Source organism: Nocardia sp. NPDC050378 (assembly GCF_040655675.1).
GTDB lineage: Bacteria > Actinomycetota > Actinomycetes > Mycobacteriales > Mycobacteriaceae > Nocardia > Nocardia coubleae.
Genome location: NZ_JBFAKI010000011.1, coordinates 69,896 through 91,637, shown reverse-complemented (window position 1 = coordinate 91,637; position 21,742 = coordinate 69,896). Strand labels below are relative to the sequence as shown.

The following is a 21,742-nucleotide window of genomic DNA, read 5'->3' as shown; positions in this document are numbered from 1 at the left end:
GCTCAGCGGGGCACGGCCCGACCGGCCACCATGCGCAGGCAGAGCCGAAACAGGCGCCACAGGCCGGGCAGGGTCCCTCGGTGGGCGAGAACGGTGGTGACCGTGCTGGTCGTCGGTTCGGGCAGCGGCCGACCGTTGAAGCGCTCGTCGAGCCAGTCGAACATCAGCGGTGCGGCGAACACGGCCATGGTCACGTGTTCACTGAGGCGGTCGCGCAGGTAGGTGACATGCGCGCCGCCGGTGCGGTAGCGCTGCACCTGGCCGTCGACGTCGTCCACCGAGATGAGCGGGTCGGCCACGCTCTGTACGACGAGCATCGGCATGGTCGGGGTGTGCCGACCGAGCTGGAGGCTGTCCATGAGCGCCACGATTTCCGGCCTGGCCAGCACATCGGCCAGGGGCTCGCTGGTGAAGTCGTCCCAGTCCATCCTCGGTGCGCTCAGCAGGGCACCGAGGGTGGTGCGGTCGGCCAGCGACGCCAGTCGCCGCTCCCCGACGGCGGTGGTGGTTTGCGCGAGGGCGGCGTCGAGCGCAGGCGAAACCCGGCGAAGCCCGGTCACGACCATGCCCGGTAAGCCGGAGAACACCGTCTTGTTCAACCGCAGAAAAGTGGAGGCGGGATCGCCGACCGGTGAACCTGCCGCAGCGCCGACGATCATCAGCTCCGGTGCGTAGGAGTCCGCCATCTCCGCGGTCCAGGAGGTGGCCATGCCGCCGCCCGAGTACCCGAACAGGCCGACGGGTGTGGCCGGGTCCAGCCTCAGTTCGTCGAAGGCCAAGGTGGCCCTGATGCCGTCGAGCGAGCGGTAGCCCGGTTCGCGGGGAGCGCCGAACGCGCCGAGCATGCCCTCGTGATCGGGGACTGCGACGATCCACCCACGCTCGAGCGCGCAGGCCATCAGCAAGAGCTCGAACTGAGGCACCGAGCCGAGCGCACGCGCGCCCTGCTGTAAGGCATAGGACGGAAAGCAGCGTGAGGTCACCGCGTCGATGGCGCACTGGAAACTGAGCACTCGATCGGGACGATGGGCATCGCGCTCCGGAACGAGCACAGTCACCACCGTCGTGTCGGGTCGACCATCGAGATCGGTTGTGCGATAAAGCAATTGCCATGCAGTACCGGGCTGGCGAACGACACCGAAAAGGCTGAGCGTGACCGGTCGCGTGTGCAGGATCGTGCCGGGGGCCGTCGTTTCCCAGCCGAGCGGCGGAATGCGGAAGGGATCGCCTTCAGGACGGACGGGCCGCCCGGGGTGTGGGAACCGTAGCGGCTCCACCGGCGCGAATTCGTCGCAGACGTCGACGTTGACGGTCATCTGGGTCCTTCCTGACCGAGACCTCCGTTGGCCTCGGCGTCAGCACAGCCACCTCGGCGACTGTCGGCGCCGAAACAATCACGGCCCCACCACAATTCTTCAGGAACGCACCCGTTCCTGTCACTGTACGAAAGCGAGAATCGAAGGGCCCTGGTTCATCACACGTCCTGATCCCCCGGGCTGCCCGCGCGCTCACGCAGGGTGGTGAACATCGTTCGATCATGCGAGGTGAACACGGTCAATCGGGGGTCACGGCCGACGATCTCGGCGACCGCTCGCGTATTGCGCCAACGCTGCGCCGCGGCGCGCACGCCAGGAGCGCCGTAGCAGGCCGCGCCGAGCCGGCGCACGGGATCGGTGAGATCACGGGTGGCGAGGAACGCGTCGCCCGCGTGCAACAGCCACCCCGTCGGGGTGTTCACCGCGACGCCCACGTGACCGCGCGTGTGCCCGTACAGCGGGACGACCAGGATGTCGGCATCGAGACCTGGCAGCTCCCGGACCGCACGCAGCCCGAACCAGGTGTCCGAACCGGCGACTTCGTTGACGATCCAGCGTGGCCCGTGTGCCCACTGCGCCGGACGATACCGTGGCCGTTCGATCCATCGCGATTCCCGCGCTGCCCGCAACTCGGGTCCGTGCACGTGTATTCGCGCGTCCGGGAAGTCGGTGAGCCCGCCGGCGTGGTCGTAGTCGAGGTGGGTCAGCACGATGTCGGTGACGTCGGCGGCGCGGTAGCCGAGATCCTCCACCTGGCGAAACGCGGTGGTCCCGAGGTCGATGCGTGGACGCGTCAGATGTCGGGTCCAGCTCAGTCGGCCGGCGGGATCGGCGACATCCGCGGCGCCGAACCCGGTGTCGACCAGGACCAGCCGGCGATCGGTCTCGATCAGCAGGCAGTGATCGACCATGCCACCGATCATCGGGCCACAATCGAGGTGGTGGACGCGCACGGCTACTTCAGCGGCAGCGCGCCGGCGCCGCCCACGTCGACGATCTTCCAGCCGTTACCCGCGTCGACGGCCACGGCGTAGTGCACGGTGGTTCGCGTCCGGTCGGGCGTCTGTGCGCTGGTGGAGGCCACGTCGACAAAGACGTCGACCTGATAGACCTGCGCCGACTTCGACGCCACCTCGGCGCCGGACGCCGTGCCCTCGGAAGTCCACTGCATCGGAACGAGGATCTCGGTCAGTTTGGGTGCGGTGGCGTCGAATTTGGCGGCCAACTCGGTGGAAGTGCCGGCTTTGAGCCTGCTCACCCAGGAATCGAGATCCTTATAGTCCACCCTCGACGCGCCCAGCGCGTAGTCGGTGGCCACCTGTTCTGCCCGCCGTTCGTCGGCCGCGGCCTGGGTGGTGGCTTGCAGGTCGGCGCGGGCGTTGAACCACAGCACGCCGAAGCACACACCGGCCGACACACCCATTACGGCGATCGCGCCGGTCAGCACCGTCGAGAGCGGGAGGGTCAGTTGGCGGGCCGATGAGCTCGTTTCGATCGAATGCTCCTCGGCGGCTGGTTCATTCACCGTGGTGTCCGGAACCGGTGGGGTGTGCGTGACCATGTGTGTCCTCGATAGTTGTGGCTATTTGACGGTGATCCGCAGGTGCAGCGCTCCCGCGGGTTCGCTGGCGGCCGCCGCCGACCCGATCAGGGCGCCCAGGTCCAGTCCGCCCGCCGCGGTGGTAGCCGCGTCGGCGAGTGGTCGCAGGGCGGGGGCCAGTGGTGCGAGTTCAGGACCGGCCCGGTCGACCCAGTCGGTCAGCTTGTCGAGGAACGGGATGAGACCGTTGCCCTCGGTGTACATCGCCGGAGTGTTTCCGGTGCGCACGAGCCTTTGCACCGCTTCGGCGATCTCGTCGACTCGCTGTCCGAACTCGACGAAATTCGGTGCCGCGGTAGCGAAGGCGGGCCCCATCCATGCCATGTCCGGTGTCACCCGCTCCAGATCCGCGATCAGCCCACCGAAGACGGCCGACCGGCTCATCAGCATGGCGGCGACGAGGTCACTGGATCGGGCCAGCCGCGGCATCAACTGATCGGTGCCACGCAGGGCGGTCTCGGTTGTGGCGAGGAGGCGGTCGAGCACCGCTGGATCGAGTTGTTCCATGACCCCGGTGACGAGCCGGGCCACCTCGGCGATGCCGAGCGGTGCCCGGATCTTCTCCCCCGCCAGCGTCTGCCCGTCGCGGACGAACGGACCGTGGCTCGAACTCGGCGCGAAAACGACGTAAGGCTCGCCGAGCCCTGACAGCGATTCGATGAATACCGTGCTGTCGACCGGGATCTCGTACCGGGCGTCGAGGGTGAATTCCACGACGACACGGCCGCGAGCGCGCTGCACCCTGGTGACGGAGCCGACTTCGACACCGCGCAGCAAGATGGGCGAACCGGGGAGCAGCCCAGCGGAATCCGGCAGCTCGAGCGTCGCGGCCAGCTGTTCGCGCAGCGGCTCGTACCGCACCACGCCGAAGGTCAGGTAGCCGACGCCGAGCAGCGAGATCACCGCGATGCCGAACAGCGAGAACACCGGACCACGCTTCACCGCACCGCCCCGATCATCCGCAGGGCCTGCACGATCGGGGCCACCTGGTCGTCGGTGCCCGACGGCCCGTCCGGATCGGTGCCCACGCGGACCCCGGCGATGTTCACCTTCGGACCGCGCTCGACGAACGGGATGATCCGGTCGCGAATCAGCGAGACCAGCGCGTTGAGGTTCGACGGAGCCGACAGGTCGAGTGGGCGGCCGGTGAGAGCCAGCGGCACGAACGCCTTGGCCGCGGCGTCACCGGCGGCGGCGAGTGGGGCCAGCCACGCCAGCGAATGCGCCACCGCACCGAGTGCGCCGAGCACCCCGACGACGTTGACGATGGACGCGACCGCCGCCGATGCCTGCGCGACACCGGGTTCGGTGAGCAGCTCGGCGAGCTGCTCCTTCCTGGCGTCCACGGTGCCGACCGTCGCGTTCATGGCGTCGAGGAAGGTGTCGGCCGCACCGAGATTCGCGGCCAGGTCCTGCGCGTCGGCGCCGATCACCTGCGCGATCCGGCGGGTCTCGGCCGGGTCGTCGGGAAAGACCGTGTTGAGCTGGTCGACGATGTCCTGAAAGCGGGTGATCGCACCGCCCTGCACCAGGGTGGACAGACCCGCGAGGGTGTCTTCGATCTGGGTGGCGGGCTTGGTCTGTGCCCGGGGGATGGTGCCGCCGTCGCCCAGCGGAGGCGCCTGGCTGGACGCGGCGGAACTGAGCTCGATGTGGATGTCACCGAGCACCGTGTTCTGCCGCAACTGTGCGACGGTGTCGGTGCGCAGGGCGACGGACTCGGTGATGTCGGTGGTGACCACCACGTAACCGCCGGTCGCGGCCTCCACCACGGCGACGTCGGCGACGGTGCCGACCCGGACCCCGTCGGCCATCACCTTCGCCCGCGCGGGCAGGTTGAGCGCGTTGGCGAACTCGATGCGCACCTGATAGGTCGAGCCGCCGACCCCGGTGCCAGGTACCGGAACCGACGCCGGGTCGAACGCGCATCCGGTCGCCGCGACGGCGACCACCGCGGCCGCCGCCACCATGGATCGCCAACGGCGCGTACCGATCGGGTACCTCATCGTGCTCCCACCAATCCGAATACCAACCGCGAGAGCGGAATCTGCGTGAGGCGCGGGTCGCCGGGACCGCATTCGGGTGCCTCGCCGAGCGCGCACAACCGCTCCGCGATCTCCGGCGGCAGCGCGACATTCGGTGACCGATAGGCGATACCGCGCGCGGGATCGACCACCGACTGGGCCGCTGCGGCCAGCACGGGAATCCGGACGACGATGTCGCGCAGCGTGTCGACGTTGACCCGGAGCAGCCGGATGAGCGGTACCGACGCGTCGAGCACCCGGAAGATCGGGTCACCGAACATCGAGGTGATCTCGTTGAGCATCGGCAGCACGCGCTGGAAGCCGTCGATGATGTCGACAGTGCGGTTGAACAATTGGTTGTTCACCTGGTCGAGCACGGTGGCCAGCCGGGTCAGCATCAGCCGGATGTCACCCCATCGATCGGCCACGCTGCCCGAGATCGCGGCGAGCGAGTCGATGATGCCGCCCAGGTGCGCGATCGAGGCGTCGGGGCTGTCCAGCAGCGCGGCGACATCGGTGATACCGGCGTTGATGTCGGGGCCGGTGCCCGCGGTGGCGCTGTCGAGCGCCGCCAACCCGCGGCGAATGGCGTCCCGGGTACCGGACTCGGGGCCGAGCGCCTGGTTCGCCAGCCCGGCGACAGCGTCGAGGGTCTGGGTCATGCTCTTGGGCGTGAGAGTTCTGGTGAGGCAACCGTTGTCATCGCGCTGACCACCGGGGTCACCGCCGGGCAAGACAGCCAGCTCCCGGTCGGCGACGATGGTGTCGGACACGGTGACCGCGGCGGCGTCGGCGGGGACGGGGTGGCGTTCGTCGACGGTGAAATCGACGCGCACCGCCGCGCCCTGCGGGTCGATGGCGGTGACCTCGCCCACGCTCATGCCACGCAGGGTCACGTGATTGCCCACATAGAGCCCGATGGTGTCGGGGAACATCGCGCAGTAGCTCTTGGTGGTCACGGGCGGGCGCAACACCAGCAGATAGGCGGCAACGGCCACCATCGACACCGCCGCGGTGGCGACGATGGAGACGAATCCTCGGGACGAGACCAGACGGCGCAGCATCAGCACACTCGCCCCGGCACCGGAACGCACACCGATGGTCCCGATTCCGGCGTCGTGGAAAGTGTGCTGCCGGACTGATCGATCACGACTTCTCCCGGTGCGGGCACCAGCGCGCTGAGCCGCTGAGCCAGATCGTGTACCCCGTCGATGACGGGCTGCAAACGGTCGCCGAGGGCGATGAGCTCGGGCACCGCCTCGGCGAGCTTCACCGCCATCGGTCGCAAGGTGGACTCCCAAGTGGGCTGGACACCGGCGAGCCGACTCACCACCCGGTCGAGCTGTTCCACCGCGACCCGGACCTCGCTCTGCTTGTCGGCCAACATGGTTTCGAGCAGGGAGACCTTCTCGACGAGCCGACCCAGCTCGCCACGGGCCTGCTCGACGGCGCCCAGCTGTTCGTCGGCGATCGCGATGGCCTTGGCGACGTCGCCGCGCTGACGGTCCAGCGCGGCGACGAATCGGCCGATGCCGTCCACGGTCTGGCGGATTCCCTCCGGTCCCGCGGTGATCGAGGTACTCAGCGCCTCGAGATTCGCCCGCAGCAGGTTGCCGTCGATCTTCTCGATCGGCTCGACCGCGTCCTGGAAGGCCTGAGCGAGGTTGTAGGGCAACCGCACCCGGTCGGCGGGTATCGGGTCCCGGCCCAGCGGGCGGGTGCCCGCGGGAATCAACGCGACGTAATGTCCGCCGACGATGGTGAGCATGCGGATGTCCAAGCCGGTCTCGGCTCCGACGAAGACCGCGCTGTCGACGGTGAAGGTCATCTCGACGTGCTCGTCGGTGAGCTCGAGCTCGGTCACCTTGCCGACCGGGACACCGGCCAGGCGCACATCGTCGCCGACGCGAACCGACTGCGCTTCCGGCAGCAACGCGGTGTAGGACCCCTTGCCGAACGGGACTGCGTACAGCGCCCCCACCGCGACCAGCGCAACCACCAGAACGGCGATGCCCGCGAACCCGGCCCACAGTTCGGTGCGCCGCACCGCCTCGGCGTCGCGACTGCTGGTGAGCTTGCGCAGCCCCGCGAGCACGGTACTCAACCTCGACACACCGACACCTTCTGTCCGGCGAACAGGATCGCGACGGGCGCTGGAACCTCGGCTTCGCCCTTCGTGCAGGACATTTCGACCCCCGCGCCCGTCGGCGGGAGCGCCGCCCGCAGGCTCGCCAGCAGAGCGGGCAATTTCCCGAGGATCTCGGCCACCGCCGCCGGGTCCGGCACCGCCTGGCGCAGCGCGCTCGCCAGGTCGGGGTTCTCGTCCTCGGTCAGGCCGAGCGTGGCCATCAGGGAGTCGACCGGGCCGAGCACCGGTGGTGCGGTCATGGCGAAATCGATCAATCCGTCGACCTTGATCTGGAGCGAAGTGAAGACGTCGGCCAGCTTCGACAGCAGCGTGACCAGGTGCTGGGAGCGGCCGCCCAGTGCGTCGGAGATCCCGGCGAGATTGGTGATCATCGTGGTGATCAACGCCTGCCGGTCGGCGACGTAGCCGCTCAGCGTGGCGATGGCCGCGAGCGCCGGACCGATGCCGTTGCCATCACCCTCGATCACCGCGAGCAGGCTCGTGGTGAACTGGTTCAGCGCCTCGGGCGAGAGCGTCGCCAACACCGGCTTCAATCCGTTGAACAACGCGGTCACATCGAATGACGGGGTGGTGCGGTCGGTGCCGATCGTGGCGCCCGCCGGTGTCCTACCCGTCGGATTCGCCTGCTGTTGCAGGTCGATGTAGCGCTGTCCGGTCAAATTCTGATACCTGATAGCCAGGCGCGAATTGTCGTGGACCGACGATCCGCTGCGCACCGAGATCCGGACGACGGCCTCGGACCCGCTGAGCGCGATATCCTTCACCTTGCCGATCTGGACGCCGTAGAGCCGAACATCGTCGCCGGTTTTGAGCCCGTTCACATCGGTGAACACGGCTCGATAATCCACCGTGTCGCCGGCTACCGGCCGCTGGATGGCGGTGACGACAAGGCTCAGCAAGACGATCATCGCCGCACCGAAAACAGCCAGTCGCCAAGCGGATCCACTCACCGACTTCACTGCGGGATCACCTGTCCGCCGAGCAGGGGAATCATCGGCACCGGCGCGATCCGCAGATCCACATCCACATTCAGCACGGGGCCGGACTCGGTATCGGTGACGGCCGAGCGCAGGTTCGCCAGCAGAGCGGTCAGCTCGGCGCTGCTGCGCTGGGGGTCGGGCACCGCGCTCGCCACTGCCGACAGCAGCGGTACCGCCATGGCCGCGTAGGCCGGGAACTGCCGGCCGGCGTGCGCCATCGTCGTCTGCAGCGCGGGAAACAGCTGCTCGACGACCATATTCACGGAAGCGTCGAACCGAGGCCGGTTGGTGCGCAGTGCGTCGATCCGGTACACCCGGTCGATCACGTCGACAGTGGCGCCGGCGAACGGCGCCGCACCCGCCACCGCGGAGCCGGCCTGTTCGAGCTGAAAGGAGGGCGGCAGGGTCTGGTTGTCGGCTACCGCGCGCGCCGTCACCACCATGGCTTGCAGCAGTGGAGTGAAAGCCCGCACGTCCGTGGCGAGTTGGTCCAGCACGACGGCCAGCCGGGAGCTCAGCGCCTGATCACCGACCTTGGACAAGCCGCGCAGCAGGTTGCCCATCGTCGCGTCGACGGCGTCGGCGGCTCGTGCGCCGGTCAGGTCGACGACCGAACCGGAGTGCAAGGGCGCTCCTCCGCGACCCGGCCGGAGCTGGATCTCGCTGATCCCGAACAGATTCGAGGTGCCGTAATCGACCCGCATGCTGTCATCGATGCCGTCGAGTTGTGACCGGTCCACGACCAGGGTGATCGCCTGCGCGCCCAGTCCGACCGCGGCGATCTCGGTGACCTGTCCGACGTGGACACCGTCGGCACGCACCCGTGTCCCGACGACGATGCCGTCACCGAGTCGCTCGGTGCGCAGCACGATCTCGGTGCCCGCGACCTCGTCACCGTGCGTCGCGATGCGCCAGCCAAGCAGACTCGCCGCCAGGGCGACAACAGCCACCGCTCCTACCACGATCGCCGTTCGCTGATGGATGGCCACCCCCGGCAATCCGTAATTCGGCATTCCTACCCCGTGAAATCGATAGCGGCGTTGAAACCCCACAACGCGATGGACAACAACATGTCGATGGCGATGATCGCGACGAAACTGGCGCGCACCGCCTGTCCGGAGGCGATACCGACCCCCTGTGGGCCACCCGCGGCGAAGAAGCCGTAATAGCACTGGATCAGGATCACCACCGTCGCGAAGATCGCGACCTTCACTACCGCGGCGATCACGTCGAAGCCGGTGACGAACTGGAAGAAGTAGTGGTCGTAGACGCCCGCGGACTGTCCGTGCACCAGCGTGATCACCGCGCGACACGACAGGTACGACAGGATCAGGCCGATCAGGAAGGTCGGCACGATGGCGATCGCGCCGGCGATCACGCGCGTGGTCACCACGAAGGGAATCGACCGCAGCCCGAGCGCCTCGATCGCGTCGATCTCCTCCGAGATCCGCATCGAGCCGATCTCGGCGGTCATCCGGCAGCCCGCTTGGGCGGCGAACCCGATCGCCGCGGCGATCGGCGCGAGCTCGCGGGTGGTGGCGTAGGCGGAGATCAAGCCGGTGACCGGTCCCATGCCGAGCATGTTGAGCGTCGCGAACGCCTCGACTGCCACGGAACCGCCCATCGCGATGCCGAGCACGATCATCATCGGCACCGTGCCGCCACCGACGATCACCGAACCGCTGCCCCACGTCATGCCCGAGATCGAACGCATCGTCTCGGCCCGGTAGCGACGCAGGGTGAGCGGGATCGCCGAGAGCGCCTGCCAGACGAAACCGAGCACGAAGCCGAGATTTTCCAGGGGCCGGGTCAGTCCGCCGTTGCGCCGCCACCGGTCGATCCGGCCGAACCCCCAGGGGGCGTAGGTCGAACTCATGCCAGCCTCGTCGGCAGGAACATGGCGGTCACCTGGGTGATCGCCAGATTGACCACGACGATGGCGACGACCGAGAGCACCACCGACGCGTTCACCGCGTCGGCGACACCGCGGGGGCCACCCTTGGCCTCGAGGCCGCGCTGGCAAGCGACCATCACGACGAGGAACCCGAAGATCACCGCCTTGACCAGGGAGATCCACACATCGGCGACGGTGGTGAAGGAGCCGAACGCCGCCCAGTAGCTGCCGGGCGTGACGTTCTGGCCACCGATCGCGACCAGGTATCCGGCCACGACACCGACGAAGATGATCAGCACGTTGAGCAGCGGTGCCACCAGGACCATCGCGATCATGCGCGGGATGACGAGCCGGTGGACCGGGCTGATACCCATGGTGTGCAGCGCGTCGATCTCCTCCCGGATGGTGCGGGCTCCGAGATCGGCCGCGATGGCCGAGGCGCCCGCCCCACCGAGTAGAAAGCCGGTCGCCATGGGCGCGCCCTGCTTGATCACCCCGAGGCCACCGGTCGCGCCGAGCAGCGAGTCGGCGCCGAGTGTGTGGATCAGATTCCCCACCTGGACAGAGACGATCACGCCGAAGGGCACCGCCATCAGGATCGCGGGAATCGCCGTAACCGTCACCAATCGCCATGCCTGCGTGAGGATTTCGCGCCATTGCAGGCGACCGCTACCGAGGTCGGCACACGCGCCGAGCACCGAGGAGAAAGCCAGCACCACCGTGCGGCCCAGCGTGCGGATCGCCGATCCGATCGTGTCGCTGAAGTTCCGCGAAATCAGGCGGGAGAATCCGGGGCCCTGCTCCGGCGACGCGGTGATCGTGGGCAAACCGCCGGGGAGGTTTTCCGCCAATGCTTCGGTGCCCTTCCCTCGAACCCCGCACAATTGTGACCCGGGCCATAAATATGAACGAGTTCCGAATCTAGGGAACAGTGTGAAGCGTTGTCACTGCACGATGCCGAGAATGAGCGGGTGCCGATTAGTCTCCGAGCACTAATACGTCAAACGGTCAATTGTCCAGTTCGACGGAATTTTGCGGCTCGCCATTCACCGGTCACAATCGCCCGATGTCGTCAGAACGTCAGCTCAGTCTCGAGACACCGCTCATCCGCCGGTCCATTCCCCGGCTGGCCGGCCTCGCGACGGAATTGCTCGATGCCGGCCTGGCACAGGTGCCGGGGACCGAGCAACTCCCGCCCGGCCACTTCGCTGACGACGTCGCGCCCTCCATCGTGGCAGTGGTCGCGGCAATCCTGCGAGCGATCGACGAGCAACGCGACCTGGACGCCGACGAGATCGCCGCACTGGTCGGCCCGGTTGTCGAGCGACAGGCCGAGGAACGTATCCCGTTGCGGATGTCGGTCAAGGCGTTCTTCGGCGGTGTGCACCAGCTGTGGCGAGAAATAGCCGCGCAGGCCGAGCCGGCGGACCTACCCGATCTGATCAGCCTGTCGGACCTGCTGCTCGATCTTCTCGAACACCTCAACATCATCATGGCCGAGACCCACGCCGACGTCGTGCAGTCGATCTTCGGCACCGAGCGTGAGGCTCGCCGTGAGCTGTCCTCCGCACTGCTGCACGGTGGGCCCGCGGAGGAGCTGGCGATTCGTGCCGATATCTCGCTCGCCGACGAATACGACCTACTAGCGGTGCAGATTCCCGTCGGCGACCGTCGTATCCCGATTGCCGACGAGGCGGTCGCCCGCCGCCGGGTGCGGGTGGCCACGGAGATCCTCGACGATCTGTCCGGGATGAGCCCGTTGCACACCTTCGACGGCACGACCGGATATGTTCTGCTCCCGCCGCCGCCGGGCGGAGACGACGCCGTGCGCTACGGACACGTGGCGGGCGAGTTGTCCCAGCGACTCGGCACCCCGGTCGTGGTGATCGAGTTCCACGCCGTCGCGCGCACACGGCTGCCGACGGCGGTGCTGGAGATCAAGGAACTGTCGGAACTGGCGGTGAGTCTCGGCAAGCCCTCCGGCACATACACTCTCGACGACCTCATGCTCGAGTACCAGCTCACCCGTCCCGGGCCTGCCCGCGACCGCCTCGCAACCCGTATCGTGCCGCTGCTCGAGCATCCGCACTTGCTCGAGGCGCTCCAGGCGCACATCCGTTACGGGTGGGACCGCAAGAGCGCGGCGGCCGCGGTTCATCTGCACCCGAACAGCTTCAGTTATCGCCTTCGCCGCGTTGCCGACCTGACCGGTTTCGATCCGTCCGATCCCTACGACTCCCGAATGCTCGCCGCGGCTTCGACGGTGTACAAGCTTTTCGCGCCGAACCAGATTTCGGACAAAGACTAATTACCGGAGATTAGTTCCGCACAACTAAGCGAGCTGTCCCGCTTCTCCACGATGTGCAGTGACAAGTCGGATTGCCCGACTCGATACTGGTCCTTCGACCATATCGAGCAGAGGGCATCGTGTCGCGCCGGCATCGCGGAGTGCACACGGTGCCCGGACAGCAAAGGCGCTGACATGATCTCGTCGTCCGACAACAACCCGGCCAACCACCCGCTGTTACGGCGAACCGATTATCCGGGCGGAAGTCTGCGCTCGCGTGCGATATCGGTGGCGCTGCGCTGCACGATCAAACCGGTGATCGCGATGTGGATGCGCACGCCTGGGCTGCGCTGGCCCTATCACGTCGCGGATTGGCTCGGCAGACCGCTCATCTCGGCGCCCGGCGTGACCCGTTGCGCGGTCGCGCTGCCTTCCTGCGCTGCGGTCCTGACCCGGCCCGCCGGAGACAGGCCCGACCGTTTCGTCGTCTATTTGCACGGCGGTGGCTTTCTGGTCGGCGGCACCCATTTGCACCGGCAGATGACCGCGCGATTCGCCGCCGAATTGGGGGCCGAGGTACTTGCCGTCGCTTACCGCAAATTGCCCGTGCACAGCATCGCGACCTCGGTCGCCGACAGCCTCGAGGGCTACCGCTATGCCCTCGAACGCGGTGTGCGCCCCGAAAAGATCACGATCATGGGCGATTCCGCGGGCGGATACCTGGCGCTCATGACAGCGATCGAGATCCGCAGACACGGACTGCCCAGTCCCGCGGCCGTGGTCGCGATGTCACCACTGACCGACTGGGATCTGCCGGCGAGCAGCGCCGCTCACACCTGCGCGCTGTTTCCGCGCACCGCCAGAAGCAGCTTCCGCGCGGTCGCGATGAACGCCGCGCTGGGACAGCCGCTGGAGTCGCCCGCCCACTGTGACCTCACCGGGCTGCCACCGACCCTGATCCAGGCCGGTCGGGCCGAATCTCTCTACCCCGACGCCGTACTGATGGCCAGTCGCCTTGCCGAGCACGGAGTGCCTTGCGACCTACAGGTGTGGGACGGCGAGGTGCATGTCTTTCAGGCGGCCGCCTCGGTGACCCCCGAGGCGGCGGCCGCGGTCGCCGAGATAGGCCGCTTCCTCGACCGCACCCTTGCCACCGGCGTCATCGGTCGCACGGCCTGAACTGCCCCATCCCGAAGGAGACCCACACTTGTCCGACGCCACCTCTGCCCTGCTCGCCGAACTCGGCGGCCGACCGTCCGACATCGTCGAGCAACTCACTGCCGACGAGGCGGCCACCGTGCTGAACCTCTATCTGACGGCCCGTCGGCAACGACGCGTCGAGCTCGACCGAGCCATCGACGACACCCTCGGCTTCCTGCCACGGCTGGTGCGTATCCCCGCCCGCAAGATCATGTTCGGAAAGTAGTGCTGATGACCGACCTGCTCACTCGAGCCCAGCTCCGCATGCTCGGCCAGACGCTGCGCGCCGAGCCGGCGGACCTCGACGGCCTCGCCCGGCTCGGCGCACACGATCTGCGCGTCTTGCACGAGCGAATCTCCGGATTGCTGTTCGACGCCGACGAACCAGTCTTCGCCCGACTGGCGAAACTGTCTCCCCTGATGCCCAACGCGTTGCTGACCAAGATCGCCGTCGCCGCCGTGCCACCCGAGGTCGGTGGACGCGCGGGCGGGTCGCTCGGCCTGGCCCACCCGGATCGGATCGCCGACGTCCTGTCCGCGCTGCCTGCGCGGTATCTGGCTGATGCCGCACCACATCTGGATCCGCGGACGATCGCCGGGCTCGCCCCCAGGCTGTCGGGCCAGATCCTGATCCCCACCGCGGTCGAACTGTTGCGACGCGCGGACTACCCCACGGCGGGCCGGTTCGTCGAGCACGCGACCGACACCCTGATCGATGAGCTCGAACGAGGTATCACCGACGACGTCGGGCTGCTGCGCGCTATTGCGGTCATCCCCGACGCCGAGCGGCTGGACACAGTGGTGGGCAGGCTACCCGCGGCGCGCCGGGCCGCCGTGCTCCGCGCCGCCGCGACCGATTCCGACGACGCCGTGCTGGCCGCGCTGTCGGTGTTGGCCCGGCTCAACGCCGAGCCGAGGGCGCACTCGACGACCACCCTGATCGAGTCGCTCGATGACGAGGAGCTGACCAGGGTGGTGTCGATCGCTGTGCACCGACAGGCACTCGGAGAACTTCTCGCCGCCCTGTCGGAGACCAGCGCGGCTGTCGGCCTGCGCGTCGCCGACATCATCGCCACCGCGTCCGGCGAGCTGGGCGCCGCACTCGCCGACGCGGCGGACACCGTGGAACTGCGAGGCCGTTTGAACGCCCTCCGCGCACTGCGCGCCTGATCTTCGTTTCCGGCAATGTCAGCGCGCGGCTGACCATCGCCGGAAGCGAACAGATGCCGCCGACGAAGATTATTCGTCGGCGGCATCGTTGTCTTGCCCTCGCGATACCAATCGAAGACTGCGCATTGTTCTCCTGTGGAGAATTGCGCTCGCACCGTTTCGAAACCGGCGTACGGCACCGACGGCCATGGTTTCCTTCTGACGTGGGCAACCCGACGCAGCGGCGATACATCCGCGGAGCAGAATATGTCGATGGAACCGATGTCGGGCGCGAGGAAGTTGCCGTGCACTCCCCAGATCTCGCGCTCGTCGCCGGACTCGAGGATTCCGCGCTCCGGCTTTTGCTCACCGCCGCCGCCGAACTGCCCCTCGACGCACTGCTACGCCTCGAAGTGACGGCCGAGATCATCCGCAAGATCGAACGCCTCGTCCCGACGGCGCTCACCGCCTCGTTATAGCGTTGCTTCCTGATCCATTTCGGGCGGTCGGTAACGATATCGGCCTTAGTTCGGGGTGAAGTGGCGGCGTCGGACCAGTTCTGCGGCTTCGGCGGCCGTGACGGTCCGGCCCAGCCCGCCGTATTGGTGTAGCGCGCCCTGCAACTCGATATCGGCGGCGCGGTCGATGCCGCCGGCCCGAACCGGGGTGTAACCAGCGGCGGTCACCAATTCCTCCACTGCGCTCGCGGCGGTGTCGTCATCGGTGACATAGAACAGCACGGCACGTGGTCGCGCATCGGCGGCGTCGGTGAGCGTGTCGGCGCCCAGCGTGCCGAATGCCTTGGCGTAGGCGATCGAGCCGGGTAATTGTGCGGCCAATACCTGTCCGCCGGATTCGTTGTCACCGACCAATCGCGCGATCGGTCCGCGTTCATCGAACGACACGGGATTGGTCGGATCGATGAGTATCTTTCCCGCCAACTGCTCGGCGTACGCGCTGACGAACTCCGGCAAGGCGGCGAAGATGATCGTCGGGACGACCACATCAGTGGTGCGTATGGCGTCTTCGATGTCGGCTGATGTGACGGACCCGCCGAGCTTTGCCGCGAGCGCGACGGCCTTGTCCGGTTTGCGATCGGCGACAACCACTTCTTGCCCACCGCCGGCCAGCAGGGTGGCCACCGTCGTGCCGATTCGCCCCATGCCGATAACCGCTGTCTTCATTACAGGCTCCTCTGAGTCGGGGGGTGCTGCGGCCGCAGAACTCGGGACTTCATTCGGCGATGCCCCAAAATTCGTCCTCGGCCGACTGGTCCTCACTGATCAGCCACACTTCGACGATCTGGTCGCCGATGATCCTGAAAATGTCTACACCGGACTGGTCCAATTTCGCCCCGCCGGGGCGGGTGGCGGTGAAATGCGTTGTAGCCGCGACCAATTCGCCCGCGCTCACGACGTCGCCCACGGTAAGGGAGAACGTCTCGCCGCTGATCTCCGCGAACCGCCCCAGCAACGCGAATACCGCATCGCGGCCCTCATGGCTGCCCGAAAGCACGTTGCCGCCCGGCTGATGCCAGACGATATCCTCGGCGAATACCTGGCTAAGTGCGGCCATGTCGCCGCCCGCCAATGCGGCGCCGTAACGATTGAACACGTCCACAGTGCTCATGCCGTGAATCCTCCGTCGATGTTGATGCTGGCACCGGTGATGTAGGCGGCTTCCGGGCCACTCAGATACGCGACGAGCGCGGCGACCTCCTCGACCTCGCCGTAACGGCCCGCCGCGATATGTGGATTCAGCAAGTCGGCGAAGGGCCCGACCGCGGGATTCAACTCGGTCGCGACCGGTCCCGGCTGCACGGTGTTCACGGTGATGCCGCGAGCGCTCACCTCCCGCGCCAGGGCGCCCGTGAACCCGGCGACACCAGCTTTGCTCAGCGCGTAGATGCTGGCACCGGGCAGCGGGTTGCGTTCGGCGTTGACGCTGCCGATGTTGATGATGCGCCCACCGGACTTCATCAGCCCCAGCGCCTCCTGCGAGGCATGGAACACCGCGCCCAGGTTGATGCCGACCACTCGGTCGTAATCCTCGGCGGTGAGCGTCTCGATCGGCGCGAATACCCCGACCCCGGCATTGTTGACCAGGATGTCCAACCGGCCGTTGGCGGCAGCACTGTCCCGAATGGCCGCACGCAGCGCGTCCTGATCCGCTGAATCGACCTTGACCGCCGTGGCTACACCGCCCGCCTCGGCGACCGAGGTCACCAGCGCGGTGGCCGCCGGTTCCGAAGCGTTGTAGGTGAAGGTGACGCGTGCCCCGTCGGCCGCCAGTCGCCGGACGATCGCTTCCCCGATACCCCGGGATCCTCCGGTGACGAAGGCGTGCAGCTCGGTCAGATCCTGTGCCATGGTTCCTCCTGGGACGAATTATTGAACGACCACTTAACAATTACAACGCCCACCGGAGATGTCAAGTAGAATCTTGAACGAGCGATAAAGAACACGGAGGTGCGTTGTGGCCGCAGGGAGACCACGCCAGTTCGATCTCGACGATGTGCTGTGCCGGGCCGAACGCCTGTTCTGGACCAATGGGTTCGAAGGCACGACCATGGCACAACTGTCCGAAGCGACCGGGCTGCAAGCGGGAAGCATCTATGCCGCCTTCGGCTCCAAGGCCGGCCTCTTCGAACACGTGGTCGACCACTATCAGCAGCAAGTCGGCCGGGGATACGTCGAAGACGCCCTGGCCGCGCCGTCGGTGCACGAGTTGATCCGCCGCTGGCTCGACGGTGTCGTACGGTTCACCACCGGCGCCGACACGCCATCGGGCTGCCTGCTGGTTCAGAGCGCACTGGTCACCGGCGACGGCGCCGAGCGCACCCGCGATCTGATCCGCGCCAGGCATCAGGCCAGCGCGGCGGCGGTCACCGAACGGATGCACCGTGCGCAGGAAAGCGGAGACCTGCCCGCCCATGTCGATCCGGCGCTCGCGGTGCGTTTTCTCACCACCGTCGCCGAGGGCCTAGCGGTCGAAGCCGCGATGGGCACGAGCCGTGCGGAGCTGCTCGCCCTCGTCGACCTGGTGACCCAGCGGCTGCCATGGGAAACAGAGGGGTGAACTCGGTGGACCGTCAATGCAAGAGAAGCAGGACCTGGAGTTCGCCGATGAGAAATCCGAGTACAGCGCCGATCGCGACCAGTTTCCATTCGTCCTGTTTGAAGGCGGGTCGCAACAGGCCCTCGTACTCGTCGTCGGACAGGCCGGCGAGACGGTCGGCGAGCATTTCCTGGACTCCGATGGCCTGCAAGGCGCGAGGGTCGAGTGCGCTGCTGGATCGACGCAGCAAGGTCAGGATGCCCTCGCTGACATCGGTTTTGAGATCGTTGTAGTCCGCGGGAGCGAGCAGTGTCGCCAGCTGCTTGACAGCCCCTGCGCGAGCATCGACGAAGGCACTGATGTGATGGGTGAGCAGTGCCGTGACCCGGTCCGCGCGTGGCCCGGTGAACACACCGTCGAGAATGACTCCCGGGGAGAGGATCTCGGTGGTCACCAGTGTGATGTAGTCGGCGCTCACCTGTGCGCGACGACGGTGGAACATGCCTTGCCACACAGTGATCCGGCCGATCCGCCATGGCCGTACCGGCCGGAAGATCATCTGCAACGCCAACCAGTCGGTGACGAGCCCGGTGAGCCCGCCGAAGACCGGCATCATCCAGGTGGACTTCGTCAGCGCCCACGTCAACATCTGCACGATGCCGAGTACGAAACCGAACAGCAAGCCCGACCGCACAATAAAGCGCAGCTCCTCGCGCCCGACTTCGCGCACCATCCGAACCAGCAGCGCTGTGTCTCGAATCAACACCTCTGTCGCCATGGCGCGTAGATCGACGATGTCGTCGAGATGAGTTCGCAGGTCCGCGACGATCTCGGCGACCAGACCGGGCACCTGACATTGGACTCGCCGAACCAGCGCCGCCCTGGCGAATGTCGGGGTGTTGACCCACAAATGAGGCTGATTGCGCATCAGCACGTCATCGACCATGTGCTCGACAGCGGCATCGAGTGGTTCACGCAGGCTTTCGGTGAGCTCGTCGACATCGATACTGCGCAGGATTTCCTGAGGGTCGATCAACCGGGTGAACATGAGCTCGACGGCGACCGCCGCCATGCGCGGCGCCGCACGTGGCACCACACCTTGCCACCCGAACCAGGGACGAATCCCGCGAAATTCCAACGGCCGCAGCAGCATTTCCACCGCGACGATCTTGGTCGACCACCCGATCAGCACCGCGATCAGCGGGATCGTGGCGTAGAGCAGCCAATGTTCGGCGACATCAGCGACGAGGTCAGCGATCATCGACGCCTGCCCGACCACGAATCGCGTTCACGCTCGCCAACCGACGTGGAGCGCTGTGGGGCCGCGCAGTGCGGTGCCGACTTGGCTGATCACTTTCGCGTCCGCGTCGGCGCCCGGTTGCAGACGCAGTCCGGGTAGTCGTTGCAGCAGCACCTTCAGGGCCGTGGTCAACTCGGCGATGGCCAGCCAATTGCCCGCACAGCTGTGGGGGCCCTGCCCGAATGCCAGCATCACCTGTTTCCGGCGCGAGATGTCGAATTCGTCCGGGCGTTCATAGACCGCCGGGTCACGCAACGCGGCATTGATGGAGAAGATCATCGGCGTGAGGGCAGGAATCGCAATGCCGTTCCACTCCACCGCCGCCGGACACGCCCGCGGCAGCAAACCCACCGGCGGCTCCCAGCGCAGGCCTTCCCAGACCGCCCACGGAGTGTGCTCGTCGAGGTCCGATTCCAGCAGAGCCAACTGGTCGGGATGAGTCAGCAACGCCGACAACGTATTACCCAGCGCCAGCATGGTGGTATCGGCGCCCGCGGGAAACAGCAAACGCAGGAAGGACAGCACCTGCTCGTCATCGAGGAACTGTCCTTCCGAGGACTCGGTGACCAGCATCGAGATCAGGTCGTCGCCCGGCTCGCGGCGACGCTCGGCCAGCAATGGCGTGACGTAGTCGGTGAATTCGCGCGATGCGCGCATCGCGGCCTGCGGGTCCATCGGGAAGTAGAACAGGTCGTGCGCCCAGCGATGAACCACCGTCTCGTCCTCGATCGGCAGTCCCAGCAGGCGACTGATCACCAGAACGGGGTAGGTGTTGGTGAACTCGGCGATCAGATCGGCGTGGCCACGCGCCTGAAAGCGGTCGATCAGCTCGTGCGCGATCGGCTCGAGCAGGGGCTCGACGTACGCGGAGACCTTGTTGCGGCGAAACGGTGGTGTCGCGACGCCGCGGGCGATCCGGTGTTCGGCACCTTCCATGCACTGCAACGTCTTTCCCAGTACCGGTTGCGTCGTCATCCGGTAGACCGCGGCCGGGGGGAAGGTCGACTCGTCTTTGAAGGCGGCGCTGACCAATTCGTTGGTCAGCAGTAGTACCGCGCGCACGCCCGCGAACGGCACGACCGCGAAGGGGCGCCGGGTGCGCAGCCGCGCCAGCATGGCATGGACGTCGGCGATGTCCTCGAACGCGAAGTCGACTCCCTCGACGTCCAGGGAGTCGAGCAGATTGGCGGTCACCATTGATCCTCCGAAAACGGATATTCGTGTCATATGATTCGAATATTGGGTTCACGCACGATAGGAGACCGAGTGCCATCTGACAAGACCCCTTCGGCCGATTCCTCGCCGCCCACCCAGCGAGTGGTGCTCGTGCTGGAATTGCTCGCCGCGGCCGAGCTACCACAGACGGCCGCGCAGATCGCCGACACGCTGGCCCTCAGCCGATCGACCGTCGCCAGCGTGCTGTCGGCGCTGCACGCGCGCGACTGGGTCAACCGCAATCCCGACCTCACCTACCAGATCGGCCCGGCACTACTCCGTGCCGCCGAGCAGCACCGAGCCAATCCAGCCCGCGATCCGATGCACATCGCCTTGCGGAAGCTGGCCCGCACGGTCGATTGCGGAGTCGCGATGCTCGAGACCAGTGGCACGGAGATCCGGTTCATCGCGGTCGTGGAAAACCGCGGCCGCATCCCAGCCGGCATCTCGACGGGAACTCGCCTCCCGCTCATCCCGCCTGCCGCCGCCACGATCATCGCGCACGCCGACCCCGACGCCCAGGACGCCTGGGTGGCGGCAGCCGAACCCGAGCACCACGACCGGCTGCGAAACCTCCTCGACGATATTCGCGCCCTCGGCGCCGCGGTGTGGGGCGTCGACGCCCACAGCGTGGCATCCCTGGACGTACTCGCCGACCTCGTCGAGCATCTGTCTCACGACCCGGCCAGTGCCACCTTGCGCGATCGAGTGCTCGCGTTGCTCGGCGGCATCAGCGGTGACGCGTACCGTCCCGGCGATCTGGAGGAAGACATCGAACTGCCGATCAGTTACATGTCCGTGCCGGTCTGGGCGGGCGAGAGCCGACCGTCAGCCGAATTGCTGATCGGCCCACTACGTTCGGCGGTAACCCTGCCGGAGCGAGAGCACTACCTCGCCGCGCTCACCGAGGCCGCGGCAGAACTGCTGCCACCGACGAAGCATTGACCCGGCGCCACACGACTAGTCGGCAGAGGACCGTGTCCATTGGAGCAACTGAAGGCTTTTGGCCAACACGAGGACCGACTTCTGTCCACGGGCGCCGCTGGGATCCGATCATGTAGCAGCCCCGTTTGCGTACGATCATGAACGACTTCGCCGCCAGCTCGGCGTCGCAACAGACCATCCGAGGAGAGCTCACTGATGTCTTGGCGGGACACCACACCCCAGCAGGTCCAAGACGACATGGACGACCTGCTCGACGCTGCGCTGATCCGTGCCGAAGAGCAACTGACGCAGCACGGCGAGTTCTACCCCTTCAGCGTGGCCATCGACATCACTGGCAACAGGAAACTGTTCGGAGCGGGAACTGGGGACGCTCGGCGTGCCAAGGAAATGAACTTCGACGCGCTCAGGGCGAGGCGAGCCGACATTCGGGCCGCTGCGGTCGCGATCGACGTTTCCTTGCCGGAAACAGGGTCGAGCGGGATCGAGGTGCACATCGAGCATGCCGACGGACCGGCGATAGGCGTGCTCAAGCCATACACGATCTCCGACGGGAGGGTCGACGCCGCGCCGCTAGAGGGTTTCACCGCCGAACATCTGATCTGGTGACACTGCGAGGGCGAGAAGGA

General features: G+C 66.9%; 24 protein-coding genes. 8 read left to right on the top strand and 16 right to left on the bottom strand.

The genetic code is table 11. The features are described 5' to 3' along the window. Positions 1-2: 2 nt before the first annotated feature. From AB0I35_RS22960 to AB0I35_RS22910, 11 genes are all read right to left on the bottom strand, one after another. The gene (locus tag AB0I35_RS22960; protein WP_357398225.1) at positions 3-1,316 is read right to left on the bottom strand and encodes a lipase family protein; all 1,314 of its coding nucleotides are present in this window, start codon (positions 1,314-1,316) and stop codon (positions 3-5) included. Between the two features lie 158 nt (positions 1,317-1,474). Then, complete coding sequence (locus AB0I35_RS22955; protein ID WP_357398224.1) at positions 1,475-2,239, bottom strand: MBL fold metallo-hydrolase; 765 nt, start codon at positions 2,237-2,239, stop codon at positions 1,475-1,477. 32 nt (positions 2,240-2,271) lie between these two features. Next, complete coding sequence (locus AB0I35_RS22950) at positions 2,272-2,841, bottom strand: hypothetical protein (protein WP_357398223.1); 570 nt, start codon at positions 2,839-2,841, stop codon at positions 2,272-2,274. A gap of 57 nt (positions 2,842-2,898) precedes the next feature. Continuing rightward, positions 2,899-3,858: an MlaD family protein gene (locus AB0I35_RS22945; RefSeq protein WP_357398222.1), complete on the bottom strand. Its 960-nt coding sequence runs from the start codon at positions 3,856-3,858 to the stop codon at positions 2,899-2,901. Then, on the bottom strand, positions 3,855-4,922 hold the full coding sequence (locus AB0I35_RS22940) for an MlaD family protein (protein WP_357398221.1): 1,068 nt from the start codon (positions 4,920-4,922) through the stop codon (positions 3,855-3,857). Before AB0I35_RS22940 ends, AB0I35_RS22945 begins: the two co-directional genes overlap by 4 nt. Beyond that, positions 4,919-6,034, bottom strand: coding sequence for an MlaD family protein (locus tag AB0I35_RS22935; protein ID WP_357398220.1), 1,116 nt, complete (start codon positions 6,032-6,034; stop codon positions 4,919-4,921). Before AB0I35_RS22935 ends, AB0I35_RS22940 begins: the two co-directional genes overlap by 4 nt. After that, on the bottom strand, positions 6,004-7,053 hold the full coding sequence (locus AB0I35_RS22930) for an MlaD family protein (protein WP_357398219.1): 1,050 nt from the start codon (positions 7,051-7,053) through the stop codon (positions 6,004-6,006). The genes AB0I35_RS22935 and AB0I35_RS22930 overlap by 31 nt, the downstream gene beginning before the upstream one ends. After that, positions 7,041-8,039 (bottom strand): MCE family protein, encoded by a 999-nt coding sequence (locus tag AB0I35_RS22925; protein WP_357398218.1) that lies wholly within the window; start codon positions 8,037-8,039, stop codon positions 7,041-7,043. The genes AB0I35_RS22930 and AB0I35_RS22925 overlap by 13 nt, the downstream gene beginning before the upstream one ends. 5 nt (positions 8,040-8,044) lie before the next feature. Then, a complete protein-coding gene (locus tag AB0I35_RS22920) occupies positions 8,045-9,082 on the bottom strand; it encodes an MlaD family protein (protein ID WP_357398217.1) in 1,038 nt (345 codons plus the stop codon). A 2-nt stretch (positions 9,083-9,084) separates the two neighbouring features. Beyond that, complete coding sequence (locus AB0I35_RS22915; RefSeq protein WP_357398216.1) at positions 9,085-9,945, bottom strand: ABC transporter permease; 861 nt, start codon at positions 9,943-9,945, stop codon at positions 9,085-9,087. Next, positions 9,942-10,790 (bottom strand): ABC transporter permease, encoded by an 849-nt coding sequence (locus tag AB0I35_RS22910; protein WP_357398215.1) that lies wholly within the window; start codon positions 10,788-10,790, stop codon positions 9,942-9,944. Before AB0I35_RS22910 ends, AB0I35_RS22915 begins: the two co-directional genes overlap by 4 nt. Positions 10,791-11,029: 239 nt before the next feature. On the opposite strand from AB0I35_RS22910, the gene AB0I35_RS22905 reads away from it, so the two are divergent. The 5 genes from AB0I35_RS22905 (at position 11,030) to AB0I35_RS22885 (ending at position 15,078) form a co-directional block, all read left to right on the top strand. Then, positions 11,030-12,271, top strand: coding sequence for a helix-turn-helix domain-containing protein (locus AB0I35_RS22905; RefSeq protein ID WP_357398213.1), 1,242 nt, complete (start codon positions 11,030-11,032; stop codon positions 12,269-12,271). 174 nt (positions 12,272-12,445) lie between these two features. Next, positions 12,446-13,429 (top strand): alpha/beta hydrolase, encoded by a 984-nt coding sequence (locus tag AB0I35_RS22900; protein ID WP_357398212.1) that lies wholly within the window; start codon positions 12,446-12,448, stop codon positions 13,427-13,429. Positions 13,430-13,457: 28 nt separating this feature from the next. Beyond that, positions 13,458-13,676, top strand: coding sequence for a hypothetical protein (locus tag AB0I35_RS22895; RefSeq protein WP_357398210.1), 219 nt, complete (start codon positions 13,458-13,460; stop codon positions 13,674-13,676). A gap of 5 nt (positions 13,677-13,681) precedes the next feature. Next, positions 13,682-14,620: a hypothetical protein gene (locus tag AB0I35_RS22890; protein WP_357398209.1), complete on the top strand. Its 939-nt coding sequence runs from the start codon at positions 13,682-13,684 to the stop codon at positions 14,618-14,620. Between the two features lie 284 nt (positions 14,621-14,904). Further along, entirely contained in the window at positions 14,905-15,078 is a 174-nt protein-coding gene (locus tag AB0I35_RS22885; protein WP_357398207.1) for a hypothetical protein, read from the top strand. Positions 15,079-15,123: 45 nt separating this feature from the next. On the opposite strand, the gene AB0I35_RS22880 is transcribed toward AB0I35_RS22885, so the two are convergent. Genes AB0I35_RS22880 through AB0I35_RS22870 form a run of 3 tightly spaced genes read right to left on the bottom strand, consistent with a single transcriptional unit; the run spans position 15,124 to position 16,968 of the window. Continuing rightward, the gene (locus AB0I35_RS22880; RefSeq protein WP_357398206.1) at positions 15,124-15,783 is read right to left on the bottom strand and encodes an NAD(P)-binding domain-containing protein; all 660 of its coding nucleotides are present in this window, start codon (positions 15,781-15,783) and stop codon (positions 15,124-15,126) included. Positions 15,784-15,832: 49 nt separating this feature from the next. Beyond that, entirely contained in the window at positions 15,833-16,228 is a 396-nt protein-coding gene (locus tag AB0I35_RS22875; protein WP_357398204.1) for a nuclear transport factor 2 family protein, read from the bottom strand. Beyond that, complete coding sequence (locus AB0I35_RS22870; RefSeq protein WP_357398202.1) at positions 16,225-16,968, bottom strand: 3-oxoacyl-ACP reductase family protein; 744 nt, start codon at positions 16,966-16,968, stop codon at positions 16,225-16,227. The genes AB0I35_RS22875 and AB0I35_RS22870 overlap by 4 nt, the downstream gene beginning before the upstream one ends. A 106-nt stretch (positions 16,969-17,074) precedes the next feature. Between AB0I35_RS22870 and AB0I35_RS22865 the strand changes: the two genes are divergently transcribed. After that, positions 17,075-17,677 (top strand): TetR/AcrR family transcriptional regulator, encoded by a 603-nt coding sequence (locus tag AB0I35_RS22865; protein ID WP_357398201.1) that lies wholly within the window; start codon positions 17,075-17,077, stop codon positions 17,675-17,677. Between the two features lie 13 nt (positions 17,678-17,690). Here the strand turns inward: AB0I35_RS22865 and AB0I35_RS22860 are convergent, their stop codons facing one another. Continuing rightward, positions 17,691-18,917, bottom strand: a complete 1,227-nt coding sequence (locus tag AB0I35_RS22860; RefSeq protein WP_357398200.1) for a DUF445 domain-containing protein — start codon at positions 18,915-18,917, stop codon at positions 17,691-17,693. Positions 18,918-18,944: 27 nt separating this feature from the next. Next, positions 18,945-20,150 carry a cytochrome P450 gene (locus AB0I35_RS22855; RefSeq protein ID WP_357398199.1) on the bottom strand — a complete coding sequence of 402 codons (1,206 nt, stop codon included), beginning with the start codon at positions 20,148-20,150 and terminating at the stop codon, positions 18,945-18,947. Positions 20,151-20,222: 72 nt separating this feature from the next. Here AB0I35_RS22855 and AB0I35_RS22850 point away from each other — a divergent pair, with 72 nt between their 5' ends. Next, positions 20,223-21,116, top strand: a complete 894-nt coding sequence (locus AB0I35_RS22850; RefSeq protein WP_357398198.1) for a helix-turn-helix domain-containing protein — start codon at positions 20,223-20,225, stop codon at positions 21,114-21,116. A gap of 237 nt (positions 21,117-21,353) precedes the next feature. Beyond that, positions 21,354-21,722, top strand: a complete 369-nt coding sequence (locus AB0I35_RS22845; protein WP_357398196.1) for a hypothetical protein — start codon at positions 21,354-21,356, stop codon at positions 21,720-21,722. The last annotated feature ends 20 nt before the right edge of the window (positions 21,723-21,742 follow it).